This is a genomic window from Shewanella sp. 5S214 (assembly GCF_041439795.1).
In the GTDB taxonomy this organism is placed as follows: Bacteria; Pseudomonadota; Gammaproteobacteria; order Enterobacterales; family Shewanellaceae; genus Shewanella; species Shewanella vesiculosa.
This window is the reverse complement of record NZ_JBGOOV010000037.1, coordinates 20760-38522: the sequence shown is the minus strand read 5'-3', so window position 1 is coordinate 38522 and position 17763 is coordinate 20760. Positions and strand designations below refer to the sequence as shown.

Genomic DNA, 17763 nt, shown 5'->3' with positions numbered 1-17763 from the left:
CATTTACAGGTACCCATTCAGATTTCAAACTTCTAAAGAAACGCTCCATTGGTGCATTATCCCAACAGTTTCCTCGACGACTCATACTTTGCTCAATCTGAAGACGCCATAATAACTGCCTAAATTTCAGGCTAGTATAATGCGAGCCCTGATCGCTGTGATACATCACATTCTCAGGCTGCCCTCTTAACTCAAATGCCATTTTCAAGGCCTTACAGGTCAGCTCACTGTCAGGCGATAATGACAACGCCCAACCAACAGGTTTACGGGAAAACAGGTCTAGAACAACCGCTAAATAGGCCCAACGATTACCGACCCAAACATACGTCACATCACCACACCACACTTGATCCGGTTGGGTAACCGCAAACTGTCGCTTAAGCGTATTTGGGATAGCAACATGCTCTTGTGTCGCTTTTCTATAAGAATGCTTAGGCTGCTGACAGCTGACTAACCCAAGCTTTAGCATTAGATTGCGGGCTCGATAGCGACTAAGGTTAATCCCTTTGTTAGTGACTAATTGCGCTATCGTTCGAGCACCGGCAGAGCCATTACTAATACGATGTGCGGCCTTCACTTCACTGCATAAAATAGTAAAGTCTGCATCAATATGGTCTTTTCTTTTTAGCCAATACTTATAGCTACTGCGATGAACGTTAAATGCATTACAAATAGTGAAAGTAGAGTGGCTCTGCTTGAGTTGGCTGATTAACGCAAATTGTTCATCGAGTCTGACATCAAGAGAGCTGTAGCCTTTTTTAGGATAAGGTTATGCTCCTCAATACGCGCGATGTGCTTCTTCAATTCACGGATTTCAATTTGTTCAGGGGTAATCGGAGATGCTTTGGGAGTGCCCCCCTGGCGTTCTAACTTTAACTGCCTAACCCATTTATCCATAGTCGATTTGCCCACGTTCATCGCTTTTGCAGCTTGAATGATTGTGTGGTTTTTATCGAGGACTAATTGGGCTGCTTCAAGTTTGAATTCAGCGCTAAATGTTTTTTTGGTTGTCGATCTCATGTGCTCACCTAAAGTTATCTACGAGGCAATAATATCACCTCTATTTAGGTGGCCAAAATAACTATGCCACTACATACAGCAAGCATAAAGCCAGTATATTCAACGAGATAACATTAATTAACTAGATCTACTCATCAGTTCACAGACCGCATTACCCAAAAAAAACGTTGGCACCATGAGCGAAATGGATCCTCAATTAGATTTCATTGAGTTAACCCCCAAAGTCGATACAAGCCAGCCCAACACCTTAAATCACCGATTAGACCCTAATAGAATTGTAAAACAAGGAGATTATTGCTACCGAGTAGTCGATCTCGCTACCCAGGTTAACCCCCATGGTTGGGGATTAGGTTTCGCAGAATATTGTGGCGAAGATGAATCTAAAAAGCAGCTAACAGAAGCGATTAACAACAGGATAAGCAAAGTAAAATGATCTCAGCCTTAGCTAAGTCATCAGATCCAAATCGATGATAGTACAATCTAATTAAATTGATTTACCAACTCAGTTTGACGGTTTCCCTGACCGCTAATTTCTAGACTATGTATTGCTGCATGATGACAATTCTGTTCGAATTGATTAATGCCATCTTGTAATATCATAGCATTAGTATAAATTTGATTAACAACAGCAGCTTGCTCTTCTGCAGCAACTGAAATTTGCTCGCCATTACTTTCGATAATCCCCATCACTTCGCTCACCGAAATCAGGCTTTGCTCGAGCATTTTACTGGAATCGATACTCCTATTGGTCAAGATATCACTTCGTTCCATTTGCGCAACCGCCTTTGCGGTTGTCTGACTCAGTGTATTGATAATAGCGTGTATTTCATGTGCAGAAGTTGCCGAGCGACTGGCCAAGTTACGTACCTCGTCTGCGACCACCGCAAATCCTCTGCCCGACTCTCCAGCTCTCGCAGCTTCAATAGCAGCATTGAGTGAAAGTAAGTTTGTTTGCTGCGCAATACTCTCGATCACATCGACCACTTGGTTTACGTTTTGACATTGCTGATCCAATGAAGAAATAGCAAGACGAGACTCCTCCAATAAGTTATTAATTTCCGTAGTCGCGATTTGGCTGCTAGCTAATGCCGCCTTAGTTGACTGTATTTGGTTAACTAAGTGATGAATTTCTGTTGTTGAATTTGTGGTATTTTTAGCGATATCGGTAACCGAAGAGCTCATTTGGCCGATGGCTGTGACAACTTGTTCCAGGTTTTGCGACTGCGTCACCAACTGGTTTTGATTTGCTTGATTTTGTTGTTGATGCTCTTCTAAACCTTGCTGCAATTCCTCGCCACTGTCTTTTATACGTCCAACCACCGCCAGCGTTTCAGCTTTTTGCATCCGTAGACTTAACTCGATGTGGGAAAGCTCATCGGTATAACCAGTGTAAACAAATTGATTTAGCGGATTATCGTGTATTTTTTCACTCAACATCAGGATTTGACTAAAACGCTGCTTAAGAACATAAAGCGGCCGACAAAAACAGATAATGGCCACAATAAATGCGAGTACCGTGAAAAAACCATTGGAGTAAGGTAAGGACATCAATAACCCGACTGATAACAACCAAGCCAATAAGAGTTTGGTAATAATACTGGCGCCAAACTTTGGCTTAGCGGCTTTTCCAGCATTAATGGCATCGTAACAGGCTTGGGCGCGTTCAGTCAGCTCTGCTTCAGGCTGAGTTCTTACCGACTGGTACTCGCAAATAGTCCCGTTACGTTTAATCGGGGTGACATAAGCATTAACCCAATAATATTGACCATTTTTACAGCGATTCTTCACCAATCCCATCCAGCTTTTTCCCTGCTTAATAGTGTCCCATAGGTCACTAAATGCAGCTTTAGGCATATCAGGATGACGAACTGTACAGTGGGGATGATTGATAAGTTCATCTTCTTTATAACCACTGACAGTCATAAAGTCATCGTTAACATGAGTAATAATACTGTCTAAATCGGTTGTCGAAAGAATCATATAATCCGACGGATAAGTGACTTCTTCATCGATGATATCTTTTATGGTCATATTGATATATTAAACGTCATTAAGTAAATAAGTGAGCCGATTATTAAACAATCAGTATTACTTGTATGTGATGACTCACGACTTTAATCAGTAAATAATTAACATCTTTAAAATATATGCGATAAGTCACATTGATAACAACCAAAGTCAATGTGGTATCAAAGTTTACGTTGCGAAGTATTGATTAATCATATAAATGATTATGGTGCTAGAGATAGATTTTTGAGGCCAGTCGCTACCATAAGACAATCAATAGTGACGAAATAACAGCTATCATGCCAATGAGTAGAATCACTCTTGAAGATTTGATATCAAAGAAACAAGCAATATTAAAATACTGTGACACGCTTATTACCAACAGTGCCAAAAACAATTCGCCTTGACATCTATAGCACCAAGCGGAAACCTAGGTATAGGAGTAACCACTATTCAGACTCACTAAAATGCAAACAATTAACTTGATAATATGATGAGCAAGGTAATGACTATTATCATTATTTATTCGGTTTTAATTTTACTTAAAGTAATTAAAACCTAAAGATGCCATAGGATAAAGTGATTTAATATTACGTCTATATTTAGCAAAGATAATAGTGGCTATGGTGACAGCAATAGTGACCCCAAAAGGATGCTTTTGGGTTTGTTTTTTAATAGAGTAAAGTAATAAATTGATCGATAATTCACTCTGCCTAGCTGATACGTTACCTTGCATACGCTTTAGCTTAATCGAGTGATTGAGATGCTTTAGAGATGACATCCATACCCTCCTTTAATTGCGAGATAGTGTCTTTAAAGCCAAAAAACTGCATTAGGTATTTTTGCCAGTAAACTAGACCGACTAAAACCATACTCATTATGAATAGAAATAGACCTACTCCGATAAGCATGTTGTGAGTAATGCTATATGAAACAATTCCTACACTGACACATATACTGAAAATAAAAAGTACCAATAAAGGAATAAACAAAAGTTGGCAAACAAGAAATTTTTTCGCCACAACAACATTTCTAGAGACTTCCATAAAGAAAAGTTGGACAGTAGATTCTGACCACTGCCCAATATCTTGCGCGACTTTTGATACCTTATTAAAAATATCAGTTATTTCGTCAACATTAGCATTAACCTCATCGGAATTAGATAACGGATCGGTTTGCGTACCGTCAGAGATCTTATTGTTACTCGACACTGTCTTGGTGTTTTCCATAATAAAATCTCTCCGGTTACCTTTTTACTTTGTAATTTTCGAAATTGCCCAACCAGCTAAAAATGCACACCCAACGCTGAGTAAAGGATGTTCCTTTATCATGTTTCCAGCTTGATGGGTTGCAGACTTAACTTTTGCAGAGCCTTCATTGAGTGATTCTTTGGCGTGATCTTTTAAAGAACTAACGGCTTCTGATGTTGCCTCTTCAGCCAAATGATAAGCATCTTTGACTTTTTCTTGAGAGTCTTGATTTTTTTCTTTTGTTGTAGCCATTTTAATCTCCTTAAATAATCTTTCGAGTTCTATTATTACGAATAAATAGCAATAATAAATGATTACATCCAAACATTACTATCTAACATAAAATAGGTAAATCAATACAATATCAATTTAAAAACGATAAAGTATCGATTGTTATTAGTTATGATGCGAATGACATGCCACAATGATAATGTTAACCATAAAAGTTATAGATGAATGATATAAATAGCTTTTTATTACAACCACATTAAATTTAAATACCTAAATACATTTAACTTTGTATTTTTTACAGGTAATTATATTAAATCATGTAAAAATTACTCAAAAAACCATGTGAGTAGAATCAATTTTCATTATAAAAAAATTTATTCGCTAGATGATTAAACACGCTGAAATATTCTTTGATAATAAAATATGTATGAGTAGTATTAGAGATGAACTCTATCCTCCATTACCCTATAATATATCCTCACGGTTTAGACATTTCATCAATCTAATATACAAAAAAGAAAGCAGTAAAGAATCAACTCAACAATGGTTATGCATAAATGCCATAGTGTCGATATACCAGCACTGTTAGCGTTTATATGGGTCACACAATTGATGTGTGCTAGATAACGGTAAATCAATCAAAACACGGTATAATCACGGTGAATTAATGATAAGAGGAAGATAACGTGCTGACAAAAATTCTAGTCACACTATTAGTCATTATTGGCGCTATTGTGTACTTACGTCGCGGTCGAGGTAATAAAGTCAGTCACAGCGCTGCAATGGCTGAAGCAGAAAAATATCCCTTTTTTAGTCGGGCAATTATTTACGCAATGATTGCTATGTCGATGTTAGCAACTGCAGGTTATTGGGGCTGGAGTTTGTATGACGACAACACTGTGGTTGATGTAACAATTTCATCCCCCATAGAAGCGATGACAGCAAGTTACAAAGTCCGTAAAAAAGATATTGAAGCAGAGAAGATTACCACTATTGACGGGATTCAAATCCGTTTATCGAATCAAGAAAGATTAACCATCAAAGCGACCAAGGGGCAATAATACCTCAAGCTTCAATGCTCATGCTTTGACTTAATCATGCCAAACATACTGCCATGTCTTTGATCTTTTATCCTAGTTCTGCCGATTTCAATCATCAAGGCGATTTATTCGCCAGCAACATGGCTTAGCCCCACCATAATATTGTGCTGTGCCTCTGTGCCATGGTGCAGATCATTACGATAAAATAATCATCAGCACTATAGGTAAACCCTCAGAACAATGGTATTGAGGCTAGGCAAGATCAATGTCGTACCTTTGGCCGAAAAACAACAGCCAGCAGCGGCCTCAGGATAAAATTAACGACTCCATCTTCATCGACACAATCCACAATACCATGATGAGTAACATTGATATCTCAGGGCAGAGACTGGCTTTAACTTAACATTAGGTTTACCGATCTCATCAACAATCTAGTTGCAGAATGAAAAAATTGTTTTCATCGCTTCACATGCTAAAGACCCGTTTGCTAAACACTTGATATAATACTTGTAAGTTATTTTTATTTATCGTGCTGCTAATTACCACTTTTCTACTATCCTAGGTCTATAGAATATAATTTTTATTCAATAGCATTATTTAAGCAAAAAATACTTTCTCTAAGTGCATCAAATCCTTGTATTATTAATGTTGAAATGCTTTAACATCAGGTGGTAGTTAGATGTCTAATACGTATAAACAAATGCGTTGCTTTATTATATTCCTGTCATCTGCTTGTTTTAGCCTTGCTGCCTATTCTGAAGATACATTAAGTGTATTGGCATGGCCTGGGTATGCAGATCCAGATTTAGTTACCATTTTTGAACAGCGTTATCAGGTTAAGGTTAATGTCACCTTGGTTGAATCTGATGACACTATGTGGAATCGGTTAAATGCAGGTATTGGGGATAAATTTGATGTATTTGCTGTCAATACTGCCCAATTACAACGTTATATTGATAAGGGTATTAGCGTCCCCTTAACATTATCTAATATCCCCAATAGTCAAAATCAATTGCCACGTTTTAGCGACCTTTCTTCAATACCGGGTCTGATCCGAAACGGCAAAGTATATGCCATTCCCTACACCTATTCAGAAATGGGCCTTATTTATGATCGAAATGAGTTTAGTCAGCCTCCTGATTCTTTTTCGATAATGTGGGATAAACGTTATCAAGGCCGAGTATTGATGTATGCGGGCAGTGAGCACAACTTTTCGTTTGCTGCGTTATCGCTTGGTTTAAAAAATCCTTTTCAAATCCCAAATTCAGAGTTTGGCCTGGTGACCCAGCAAGTTATTGCTTTGCGTAGAAATATTTTGACTTACTATGAAAAACCGGAAGAAGCGACGCTGCTATTTAACGAAAACCATATTGCATTAATGTTCGCCAATTATGGTTCTCAACAAGTCAAAATGCTCAAAGAAACTCAAGCTAATATTGGCTATGTTATCCCCAAGGAAGGCGCTTTAGCTTGGTTAGACTGTTGGTCTGTTACTCGAGATGCCAAAAATAAAACATTAGCGGAGAATTGGATTAACTTCCTATTAGAACAAAAGGTGAGTCATGCTCTATCAGAAAGACAAGGCTTAGCAAATACGCTTGAAGAACCGGAAGGGTTAACAGCGTCGGACAAACTCATCTGGTTGGAGCGGGTCGAAAATATGGATAAACGTAAATTGCTATGGGATAGAATTATCTCTGGCGAAGTGCCGGAAGAATTTTAATGGCTGCAGTGTCATCAAATAATCAGCCTGTTAAATTTGGCATTGCGATTAAACTTACCATCTTGCTGTCCCTGTTTGGGATTTTAGCCAGTGCTTCTACAGGCTATTTCACCTTTAATGCCACCCGCGATATCTTATCGGATAAAGCGACGCAAGGAATGATTGATGCCACAAAACTTCTCGGCCGACGTTTTTATTCGATGGCTAATGAGGCGGCTAACCAAACCAGAGTTCTGGCAAATACTAAGTTAGTAGACGATTCATTTGGTCATGATAATGCCTCAGTTATTGCTCGAGAATCTTTGTCAGATAATTTCAAAAGTTTATTGTCGGTTTACCCTGAATATTTTCAAGTTAGATTAATTGGCGCGCAAGAGTATGGGCGCGAGATGGTTAGGGTTGATCGGGATGATGGCCAATTAGTTGTGATCCCTCAACCCCATCTACAAGAAAAACAACATTATCCTTATGTCTATAAAACCTTAAAACTGAATAAAGGCGAAGTGTTCTTTTCTAAAATTTTCATTAATCATGAACGGGGGGCTCATGCTGGATTAGGCCAACCGACATTGCAGGTGGCATCGCCTGTTATTGATGATAAAGGCAAAGCCATTGGGGTGATTGTCATTAATGTCGACTTGAATTTGATGTTTAGCATATTGAAGTCAGATATGTCTGAAGAGTATCAACTGTATTTGACTAATGAGACAGGTGATTTTCTTATTCATCCAAATAGACTAGAAACCTTTGGTTTTGATCGTGGACGACAATTTTTAGTACAAGATACCTTTGAGCCGGTTGATCAAATTATTAATTCTGGCGTACAAGCCGTCACGATTCGCCAAACGCTAGGTTTTGATAATATTGAAAGTATCGGTGGATTTACCAGTATTCCTTTTAGTCAATCTACCGGTAATCGTTTTGTGATTATCGGGTTAACTGTGCCGATTGATTTTGCTTTATCTGAAACGAATATTTTGACTGAAACAGGCCTGCGAGTTGTTCTGGGATTGAGTTTTCTCGGTATTCTTATTTCGCTCATAGTGGCAAGAATATTTGTGCGCCCCTTGAAGAACTTGGTCGCGGTTGTGCGTCGGTTTAGTGAGACAAATCAGGTGACTCGACTCTCAAATTATAAGCAAGATGAACTAGGGCTGCTGGCAAATAGTATCGTCAGTATGCAAGAAGGTATTTTGACTCATTTAACGAGTCTTAATGACCAAAATACTCAACTCAATCACGAGATTCACGAGCGAGAAAAAATTGAAGCTTATGATAAATTCCATACACATACTCTAGAGTTATTGGCCCAGAATAAAAATTTAGATGATATTCTTGAATCGATCGTATTAGGGATCGAGGGGCTAAAAGAAAAATTTATTTGCAGCATTCTGTTGATTGATAAAAGCGGTAAAAAATTTGTTAAAGTGATCGCCCCTCACTTACCTGACTTTTATAATGAAGCGCTTGAAGGGGTTGAAATTGGCATAGGTGTTGGCTCTTGTGGCACTGCGGCGTTCACTAAAGAACTGGTCATTGTTGAAGACATTCAGACACATCCTTTTTGGAGTAATTATAAAGCACTGGCAACACAGGCAAACTTAGCTTCATGCTGGTCTCAGCCTATTATCTCTTCAACAGGCTTAACATTAGGTACTTTTGCAATGTATTGCCGTGAAGTGGCGACACCTTCTGCAGATGATATCGAACTCATTAAGAGAACGGCTCGCTTAACCAGTGTATCAATTGAACGAAAGTATGCAGAAGATGAAGTTAATAATCTGGCTTTTTTTGACTCACTGACCCTGCTTCCGAATAGGCGCCTATTACTCGACCGTTTAAATCAGGAGCTCGCTGCAAGAGTACACAGTAAAAAGCAAGCCGCTCTTTTATTTATTGATTTAGATAAATTCAAGGCGCTCAATGACTCATTAGGCCATGATATGGGTGACCTATTATTACAACAGGTTGCAAGTCGCATCAAAGCTTGTGTAAGAGAGAGTGATACCGTGTCTCGTTTAGGTGGTGATGAGTTCGTGGTCATGCTTAAAGGGCTCAGTGAACAAGCGATTGTCGCGGTGTCAGAAGCGGAAGTTGTCGGCAAAAAAATTCTCCACTCATTGTCTGAAACCTACCAACTTGCGTCTCATCAATATCTTATAACCCCTAGTATTGGTGTTACATTATTAAGTGCTGACCATCAAAATGCTGATGAAGTATTTAAGCAAGCTGATATTGCTATGTATCAGTCTAAAAAATCAGGTGGCTGTGCACTATTTTTCTATGACCCCGACATGCAAGCCCATCTTATTTCGCGTATTCGTATTGAAACCGAATTACGCGAAGCCATTAGCAAGGGAAAACAATTTGAACTTTATTATCAGCCTCAGATTAACTCATTAGGTATTGTAACGGGAGCTGAAGCGCTAATTCGTTGGAATACTGCGGATCGAGGTATTGTTTCACCTTTAGAGTTTATTGCTATTGCGGAAGAATCAGGTTTGATTTTACCCTTGGGAGATTGGGTTTTAGAAACAGCCTGTCAGCAGCTTGCAACTTGGGCATTAGAACCGAAATCAGCTCATTTGACCTTGGCCGTGAATATTAGTGCAAGACAAATGGGCATTCCAGCATTTGTTGAGAATGTATTAACTATCGTGAGTCAGGCGAATATTAACCCAGAGAAACTTAAGCTAGAGCTTACAGAAAGTATTTTATTGGAAAATATGGAAGATACAATTACAAAAATGACCGCTCTTAAGGCACGGGGGATCAAATTTTCTATCGACGATTTTGGTACCGGATATTCGTCCTTGCAATACCTGAAACGCTTACCCTTGGACCAGCTTAAAATTGACCAATCATTTATTCAAGATATTGAAAATGACCCCAATGACAGGGCAATTGTGCGGACCATTATTGCCATGGCAAATAGTTTAAATCTAGAGGTGATCGCTGAAGGCGTTGAAACAGAAAAACAGAAAGAACTACTGACTAACAAAGGTTGTTTAAACTACCAAGGATATTTATTTAGTAAACCCTTGCCGTTAAAAATGTTTAACCAGTATCTGACAAAGCATTAAGTCTATTCTACAAAACCATGGGGCCAGAATCTTATAGCGTGGCTCCCATTATTGCCATTGCAACGGTTCATTTGCTTGATTGACAGCAAGCAGTTCTGCTTTGCTGAAATAACCTTGTTGGCGAAAACTAGGCTATTGCTTTGAAGAAACCATCTTTTAAATCGATAAACAGTGATAACAATCTACCGCCATCGACATGAATACAAGCTGTGTTAGTCAATAATGATTCTGCCTTACTCTATTAATAGGGTGCTCAATATTTATATTCCTCAAAGTGACAATCCCCACTCAACAAGTGTGTACACATCCTTGCTATTTGGTTGTTCGAAACCATAAAGATCAACAGCAACCTTTTTGCTAATCAATCATAAAGCCCGCTGGGCTCATATCATTTCAGCTTAAAGCAACTCCTTTGACCTTCTGAAAATTTAAGCGAGGTTTAAGTTTGGGTTCAGTAACCTACTCCTAGACCACAATTAGGAGAGTCACATTATGTCATCAAATACACTGCAAACCATTAAAGTCTGGGATGTGTTGATCCGCGTATTCCATTGGTCACTCGTTGGCTTTTTTACCTTAGCGTACCTCACAGAGGGCGAAGATGAATGGATGACGATCCACAGCTACGCAGGTTACAGCATTTTAATCCTGCTGGTGTTTCGCTTGTTATGGGGTGTAATTGGAACTCATCATGCGCGCTTCAGTAACTTTGTCACTCGGCCTAAAAACGCCTTAATTTATGTCAAGGCACTTGCCACTGGTAAAGCCAAAGATTATGTCGGCCATAACCCTGCTGGAGCCTTGATGATCATCACCTTGATAATCAGTATCGCCATCACCGGATTTTCAGGAATGGCCCTATACGCCACCGATGGGTATGGGCCATTAGCCACCAGCTTTTTTGCCACTTGGCCAGAAGGCGCAATAAAAGAAGTCCATGAGTTTTTTGCCAACTTTACCGTGTTCTTAGTGGTTATCCATGTCGGCGGCGTGTTAGTCAGCAGCTTGCTCCACAAAGAAAACTTAATCAGAGCCATGGTTACTGGTAAAAAACACCGTCCACTAGAAAAGTAACACTGATTTAATCAACCTATTTTTGAGATAGAAAGCACTCATAAAGTGAGCTTTCATCGTCAACCTGACATTTTTAACCAAAAGGAATGCCCTATGAACACAATGACTCAACCCACCATTAGCCAAAAGCTTAATCTGGTTAAGATATCGGCCTTAATGCTGAGCAATATAAGTTTAACCCTTGCTTGCCTTGCTATCACAAGCATAAGTTTCACCAGCTTTGGTGTAAATGCCGCTAACAGTAAAGTGGATAGCCTCCCCTTAAGTGCCGAGCGCATTGGCAGGCAACTGCAAAACTATCAATCCCTAGGCGCAGGGCCATTCTCTGCGGCAGCGGGACAAACATTATGGATGAAGGAAATGGATGGTCGTAGCTGCACTAGCTGCCACACGGCTAAAGTCAGTGAAATGGGCATGCACCAAAATACCCGTAAGATGATTGATCCTATGGCGCCATCTATCACACAAGCTCGTCTAACAGACACAGCAAAAATAGAAAAATGGTTTACTCGTAACTGTAATTGGACCTTCAAACGCGACTGTACCGCACAAGAAAAAGGCGATGCTTTACTCTGGTTAAGCCAGCAATAACAAAGATTAACCAGTGATAAACAATCATTATTTTTTATTAAAGACAACTGCGAACAAAGGAACATCTCATGACAAAGCAAACGCATCTAATAAGCTGGATTGCAGGTTCATCGATTACGGCAGCCGCATTAGCCATTGGTATTATCGGTATCAGCCTGACTCTAACAGGCACAGGATATGCCGACGATGACCATAACCGAGGGCGGGGAATTCCACAAAATGTGGAATATAGCGCCGAATGTGGCAGTTGCCACATGGCCTACCCTGCCAATTTATTACCTGCAGAAAAATGGCGCGCCATCACAGCTAATCTTGAGGATCATTTTGGTGATAATGCCAGCCTAGACCCTCAAGCAACGGCTAGAATTGAGGAGTATCTGCTTCTACATGCAGCTAAAAATGGTAAAGTGCTAAAAAACAGTAAGCCATTAATAGCAGGCATGGGGCCGCAAAAAATCACCGAGCAGGCATTTTTTATTCGTAAACACGATAAGATCCCTAAACGCATGGTACAAGATAACCCTAAAGTCGGCTCATTCAGTCAATGCAGTAATTGCCACAACCTCGCAGAGAAGGGCGTATTCAATGAAGATACCGTTAATATTCCTGGTTTTGGCCGTTGGGATGATTAGCAGCTCAAGCTGTGATGCTCACGATGATGATCTTTCAAGCAAAGTCGTAGAGTGGGTAAAAGAAGGCAAAGTGTTATCGTTTGACAGCATAATGCAACGCTATGAATCACGATTAAATGGCCGATTGCTCGACCTAGAAGTTGAGCAGAAACATGGACGTATCATCTACGAACTCGAAATCTTACGCGATGATGGCATAGTGTATGAGATCAAGATTGACGCCAAAACCGGCGAGTGGTTAAAAGAAAAGGTCGACTAATGCGTTTGCTATTTATTGAAGATGATACCGATCTAGTCGCTCGCCTCATTCCCGCCCTTAACAAGGCGGGATATGCAGTCGAACATGCAGATAATGGTATCGATGGGGCTTTTCTTGGAGAGGAGGAAAACTTCGAAGCCGTGATCCTCGATCTCGGCTTACCCGGCAAGCCAGGTTTAGAGGTTCTCAGTCAATGGCGACGACAAGGTTTAACCATGCCAGTACTTATCCTCACCGCGCGAGATGCCTGGCACGAGCGTGTTGATGGTCTCAAAGCGGGAGCAGATGACTACCTAGGCAAACCTTTTCATGTCGAAGAATTACTCGCAAGGCTCGAAGTATTAATTCGCCGTCATTTTGGTCGTGCCGATAATGTATTACAACATGCAGGCGTCTCTCTTGATGTCGACAAACAAGCCGTGACTAATTGCGATGGTGAAGTGATAGAGCTGACTAAAATTGAATATCGCCTGCTGCATTATTTGATGGTCAATCCAAGCAAAATAGTCTCTAAAACAGAGCTGAGTGAGCGCATATATGAAGAGGAACACATCAAAGACAGTAATGTTATTGAAGTATATGTTAATCGCTTACGTCAACGTTTAGGCAAAGATTATATTGAAACTCGTCGTGGCCAAGGGTATCGGCTTAAGGAGCAATAAGCGTGTATTCACTCAAAGGATATCTTACCCGTAACTTACTGATCACTCTTACCTTTACTATGGTGTTATTACTGTATTTCCTGTATCAGGGTATCCAAATATTAACTCAAGACTTTGTCGCCTCGCGCCTGCAACATGATGCCGACAGTCTGATCTCCGCACTTGAACAACATCCTGATACCACTTGGTCGCTCACCTCAGACCGTTTACCCAATGTCTACCATAGGGTAAATTCAGGACATTACTTTGCCATTCAGATTGGCACGCAAACCCTGCGATCGCGTTCCTTATTCGACCATGAAATAAGTATTCCCGCCCTAAAAGCAGGTCAGCAACAACAAGCCAGCCAATTTGTGGGTAAAGAACATTGGTTAATATTCAGTCAAGCGATTATCAAGAACGATCAATTAGTTATCCTTTGGATAACGGAAGACATCAGCGCACTTGAACAAACTCAAGTACACTTTTTAGCCTTTGCCAGCGCGGCGGTATTACTCACTATTATAATTCTATTACTTGCACAAAATCAGCTACTCAAACGCGGATTTAAACCCTTAGAACAGATGCCTGAAGCCATAAGGCAGATGCGTACCCAAGGGCAAGAAATTAATCCTAGCAACATGCCGAGTGAGATAGTCCCGCTGATTGAAGAGATAGATCGCTTAGTTAATCAGTTGGGGCAGCGAGTACAACGATCCCGCAATGCCCTTGGTAACTTAGCTCATGAAATGAAACGCCCTCTGCAAGGGTTGCAGTCCTATCTAGAAAGTCTGCCACCGGAACAAAGAGCACAAGGCAGCAAGGTATTATCAAACCTGCACCACATTATAGAGCGGGAGCTTAAGCGCACTAAAATTGTTGGCCTCTCAATGCCAGGTCGCTTTACCGTTCTAGATGATGATCTCGCGCCACTTATCCAAGTGATGTTGCGCATCTACCCCCAGCAGATCATTCAAAGCCACTACGATAACGGTTTAGTCATGCCCTTTGATCGCGACGATTTACTCGAACTGCTGGGTAATTTGCTTGATAACGCCTGCAAACATGCCAGTAAAAATATTGAAATACAGATCAAGCAGCAAAGTATCCCTAAAGCTGGCTTTCTCATTGAGGTAAGCGACGATGGTGAGGGAGTCTCTGATGCGGCATTATCTATGATTATTAATCGTGGAGTCAGACTAGATGAGAGTATCCAAGGCCACGGCTTGGGTCTGTCCATCTGTAAAGATATCGTCGATAGCTATCAAGGCGAACTCAACTTTAGCCATGCAAAACAAGGCGGATTAACCGTAAGCGTCTTTCTCCCCATCCACACCTAAATGGGCCTAACCAGGTTAATGAATGATGAGAAAAAACACTTGTCACCATAACAGTGATTATCGGTGCTATGGTGGCTTAATGCTGTGGTATCAGCAGCAATGTAGAACGCAGTAAAGCAATCAACAATGACCAAAGATCACCTTTTCTAATGTGGATGCTCATTGACACTGTGATGGCCAAATCGATGTTAACCTCGGTTTGAGGTAGAGCAAGCTATTACGCTCATCATAGACACAGTGAATCCAAAAGATTAACGATTAACTTTAGGCATGAGCATTGTTTTACCACTCATACTGCTTATTTCCGCTAACTCAAGTATCCGTAACACCTCGACGACATCATCTGGTTCAACAGGATTAGGACCACCTAAAGTGATAGCTTGTGCTATTTCGGCATAATATTGCTGATAACAACCATTGACTGTTTCGACTATGGTTTCCCTAATTTGGCCACTAGTATCGCCCGAAATTTCACCGTAAAAACGGCCATAGTTGGCTGCCTTTTCCACACCATACAATGGATCATTTGCAGTAATACCGGTTTTTAATTGCTCTTCCTGAGGATCTAAACCGTATTTAACATATGTTCCCTGTGTACCCTCAATACGAAAACGCATATTGGGAGCTGCTGAAAATGAACTCGCGTGCAGCACGACTTCAAGATTTTCGTAATGGAGTATCACATGAAAGTAATCGGTCGTTTGCGATCCTTCTCTTAACGGTAAGCATCTTGCTGTCAGAGCTTCTGGCAAACCAAAAAGACAGATAGCTTGATCAACGATATGAGCACCAAGATCAAACCAAATACCAGCGCCCTCGCCTGGTTGTTCTCGCCATCTTGACCGAACGGTGGGGCGAAAACGATCAAAATGAGATTCAAAGAATCGTACACAACCAAATCGATTCTGTTGCAAAAGGCTTTTAGCAGTTAAAAAATCGCCGTCCCAACGCCGATTATGAAAAACAGACAATAATAAACCGCTATCGTTAGCAAGCTGAATTAACTCTATCGCTTGTAAACTTGTGGTCACCATAGGTTTTTCGATAACAACATTAATGCCTTTTTCTAAACATAATTTTGCCAATGAAAAATGAACATTATTGGGCGCGGTAATAATGATTAAATCTAGGTCGGCACCCGCGATTAACGCTGCTGCATTATCATAAAGTGAAATAGCAGAATATTTCATCCTAAGTAATTCTGTTTGAGAACTACTGATTGCAACTAATTCAAAAGATGCTGAAGATTCAATCAATGGAATGTGAAATGTTTTCGCAGAATATCCGTAGCCTATTACACCAACTTTTATCATTTTATCGTTAACCTATTTTTTAACCGCATGAATCTAAATATCGCGCCAACTGACTAGAATGAAACGGTTCTATTGTCGTTTGTTAGATTGTCACTGAATGCAACTTATAACATCCCATGACTTAAATCGATACTCAAAACTCTCATCCATACTAGGGAGCTGTTGCAATGTTAACATCAGCTTGTCGTTGATCTGCATCCGATAACGCACAACAAAGAAGTCATCCCCTTGAGCTAAAACTTGTGCCGCAGTGCTAAATTTGTAAATAAAAAGAAATCGTTTATATCAGCCCCATTCCCACAAAGACTTAAAGCCCATATCACGCTGAACCACATCACATTAACGACGTAATTAACTCAAAATCAAAAGTCGATAAACATCAATTAATGAGGTTTATGGTTTAAATTCGATTGCTTGCTCTTGTTTTAAAATTTAAGTCTATACTAAAGGAGTCATTGTCTCGGTCAGACGCTGTATGCCATAAAGTGTCGTAACATATGAATAATCACAGGCATACAAGTTAGGTAAATCGACTTATTTAAATGCTCATGGATGATATTGGAAACATGATAACAACAAGACTATTGCTAAATAATAAGTTTATTTAACAATAAAAAAATTGAGGTTTTACCTTAGGTAAGCAAGAAAAACGCTTGATACCTCTCAAGGTACTAACGTGTTATTGACTCTGATTTACATCTTTCATTTCTAGGAGATTTTATGAAGTTTAACTATGCCATATTAGGATTATTATTCGCTATCGGTGGCAGTACAGCAAACGCTGAAACCGTGCACCTTACCTCATTAGATTGGGCGCCGTATTCAGGAAAAACCTTAGAAAATCAAGGTGCCAGTGTGGTTGTTGCCCAAGCTGCATTTACAGCCATGGGCCATGAGCTTGTGGTCGATTTTTTTCCTTGGAGCCGTGCGGTGAAATTAGCCTCCGAATCAGGCTCTCAATATGTGGGGTATTTTCCAGAATACCTATATGAATCAAGCGAATTTACTTTTTCTGCTCCCATGGGACAAGGTCCACTAGGTTTAGTTGAAAAGAAATCGTCACCGATCAGCTGGGCTAAGGTAAGCGATCTTTCCAAGTATAAACTTGGCGTAGTTCAAGATTACGTCAATACAGAAGAACTTGATGCACTTATCGCCAGTAAAGAGATCAAACCTCAAGTGGTCACATCAGATGAAATTAACGTACAAAAAGTCCTCGGTGGTCGCATCGATGCAGCTGTAATTGACGCTAACGTTCTCAATTACATGCTCACCCATAGCAGCAAACTCGCTAAGGATAAAGATCAGGTTCAGATGAACGCTAAGCTATTGATGAATAAAGACCTTTACATTGCATTTCGCAATGATGCTGAGGGGAAAAAATGGCAAGATATCTATGACCAAGGGTTAAGTAAAATTGATATTAATGCACTCATGACAGAGCATTTAAAGTAACAGTGAAGCAGTACTGCACATTAAGTGTCGATGTGATCCGACTTTATTCGGACGCTGTTATCGATAACTATAATTTTAAAGTATCGTAATAAACTAGATTACGA

General features: G+C 40.1%; 16 protein-coding genes and 1 pseudogene. 11 read left to right on the top strand and 6 right to left on the bottom strand.

What is annotated here, in order from left to right:
- Positions 1–1020 (bottom strand): annotated as a pseudogene (locus tag ACED29_RS19235) (IS3 family transposase); the annotation flags it as partial.
- A gap of 175 nt (positions 1021–1195) precedes the next feature.
- Between ACED29_RS19235 and ACED29_RS19230 the strand changes: the two are divergent.
- Entirely contained in the window at positions 1196–1453 is a 258-nt protein-coding gene (locus tag ACED29_RS19230; RefSeq protein ID WP_182755195.1) for a hypothetical protein, read from the top strand.
- Positions 1454–1500: 47 nt separating this feature from the next.
- Here the strand turns inward: ACED29_RS19230 and ACED29_RS19225 are convergent, their stop codons facing one another.
- The 4 genes from ACED29_RS19225 to ACED29_RS19210 form a co-directional block, all read right to left on the bottom strand.
- The gene (locus ACED29_RS19225; protein ID WP_371698436.1) at positions 1501–3051 is read right to left on the bottom strand and encodes a methyl-accepting chemotaxis protein; all 1551 of its coding nucleotides are present in this window, start codon (positions 3049–3051) and stop codon (positions 1501–1503) included.
- Positions 3052–3565: 514 nt separating this feature from the next.
- The gene (locus ACED29_RS19220) at positions 3566–3808 is read right to left on the bottom strand and encodes a hypothetical protein (RefSeq protein ID WP_182755198.1); all 243 of its coding nucleotides are present in this window, start codon (positions 3806–3808) and stop codon (positions 3566–3568) included.
- Positions 3774–4256 carry a hypothetical protein gene (locus ACED29_RS19215; RefSeq protein WP_371698434.1) on the bottom strand — a complete coding sequence of 161 codons (483 nt, stop codon included), beginning with the start codon at positions 4254–4256 and terminating at the stop codon, positions 3774–3776. The genes ACED29_RS19220 and ACED29_RS19215 overlap by 35 nt, the downstream gene beginning before the upstream one ends.
- 24 nt (positions 4257–4280) lie before the next feature.
- The gene (locus ACED29_RS19210) at positions 4281–4529 is read right to left on the bottom strand and encodes a hypothetical protein (RefSeq protein ID WP_182697610.1); all 249 of its coding nucleotides are present in this window, start codon (positions 4527–4529) and stop codon (positions 4281–4283) included.
- A gap of 665 nt (positions 4530–5194) precedes the next feature.
- Between ACED29_RS19210 and ACED29_RS19205 the strand changes: the two genes are divergently transcribed.
- The 9 genes from ACED29_RS19205 (at position 5195) to ACED29_RS19165 (ending at position 14891) form a co-directional block, all read left to right on the top strand.
- Positions 5195–5569 carry a hypothetical protein gene (locus ACED29_RS19205; protein WP_124015399.1) on the top strand — a complete coding sequence of 125 codons (375 nt, stop codon included), beginning with the start codon at positions 5195–5197 and terminating at the stop codon, positions 5567–5569.
- A 658-nt stretch (positions 5570–6227) separates the two neighbouring features.
- Positions 6228–7271: an extracellular solute-binding protein gene (locus ACED29_RS19200; RefSeq protein WP_273058242.1), complete on the top strand. Its 1044-nt coding sequence runs from the start codon at positions 6228–6230 to the stop codon at positions 7269–7271.
- Positions 7271–10354 carry an EAL domain-containing protein gene (locus tag ACED29_RS19195; protein ID WP_371698433.1) on the top strand — a complete coding sequence of 1028 codons (3084 nt, stop codon included), beginning with the start codon at positions 7271–7273 and terminating at the stop codon, positions 10352–10354. Before ACED29_RS19200 ends, ACED29_RS19195 begins: the two co-directional genes overlap by 1 nt.
- Positions 10355–10846: 492 nt before the next feature.
- On the top strand, positions 10847–11428 hold the full coding sequence (locus ACED29_RS19190) for a cytochrome b/b6 domain-containing protein (protein WP_347689647.1): 582 nt from the start codon (positions 10847–10849) through the stop codon (positions 11426–11428).
- 93 nt (positions 11429–11521) lie between these two features.
- The gene (locus ACED29_RS19185; protein ID WP_182722595.1) at positions 11522–12019 is read left to right on the top strand and encodes a DUF1924 domain-containing protein; all 498 of its coding nucleotides are present in this window, start codon (positions 11522–11524) and stop codon (positions 12017–12019) included.
- A gap of 68 nt (positions 12020–12087) precedes the next feature.
- Entirely contained in the window at positions 12088–12651 is a 564-nt protein-coding gene (locus tag ACED29_RS19180) for a diheme cytochrome c (protein WP_182722594.1), read from the top strand.
- The gene (locus ACED29_RS19175; RefSeq protein ID WP_124015687.1) at positions 12644–12910 is read left to right on the top strand and encodes a PepSY domain-containing protein; all 267 of its coding nucleotides are present in this window, start codon (positions 12644–12646) and stop codon (positions 12908–12910) included. The genes ACED29_RS19180 and ACED29_RS19175 overlap by 8 nt, the downstream gene beginning before the upstream one ends.
- Positions 12910–13572, top strand: a complete 663-nt coding sequence (locus ACED29_RS19170) for a response regulator transcription factor (RefSeq protein ID WP_124015394.1) — start codon at positions 12910–12912, stop codon at positions 13570–13572. The genes ACED29_RS19175 and ACED29_RS19170 overlap by 1 nt, the downstream gene beginning before the upstream one ends.
- A gap of 2 nt (positions 13573–13574) precedes the next feature.
- Positions 13575–14891 carry a sensor histidine kinase gene (locus ACED29_RS19165; RefSeq protein ID WP_371698432.1) on the top strand — a complete coding sequence of 439 codons (1317 nt, stop codon included), beginning with the start codon at positions 13575–13577 and terminating at the stop codon, positions 14889–14891.
- A gap of 251 nt (positions 14892–15142) precedes the next feature.
- Here ACED29_RS19165 and ACED29_RS19160 read toward each other — a convergent pair whose 3' ends face one another.
- Positions 15143–16204, bottom strand: a complete 1062-nt coding sequence (locus ACED29_RS19160) for an oxidoreductase (protein ID WP_371698431.1) — start codon at positions 16202–16204, stop codon at positions 15143–15145.
- A 720-nt stretch (positions 16205–16924) separates the two neighbouring features.
- Here ACED29_RS19160 and ACED29_RS19155 point away from each other — a divergent pair.
- The gene (locus ACED29_RS19155) at positions 16925–17659 is read left to right on the top strand and encodes an ABC transporter substrate-binding protein (protein ID WP_124015391.1); all 735 of its coding nucleotides are present in this window, start codon (positions 16925–16927) and stop codon (positions 17657–17659) included.
- Positions 17660–17763: the final 104 nt, after the last annotated feature.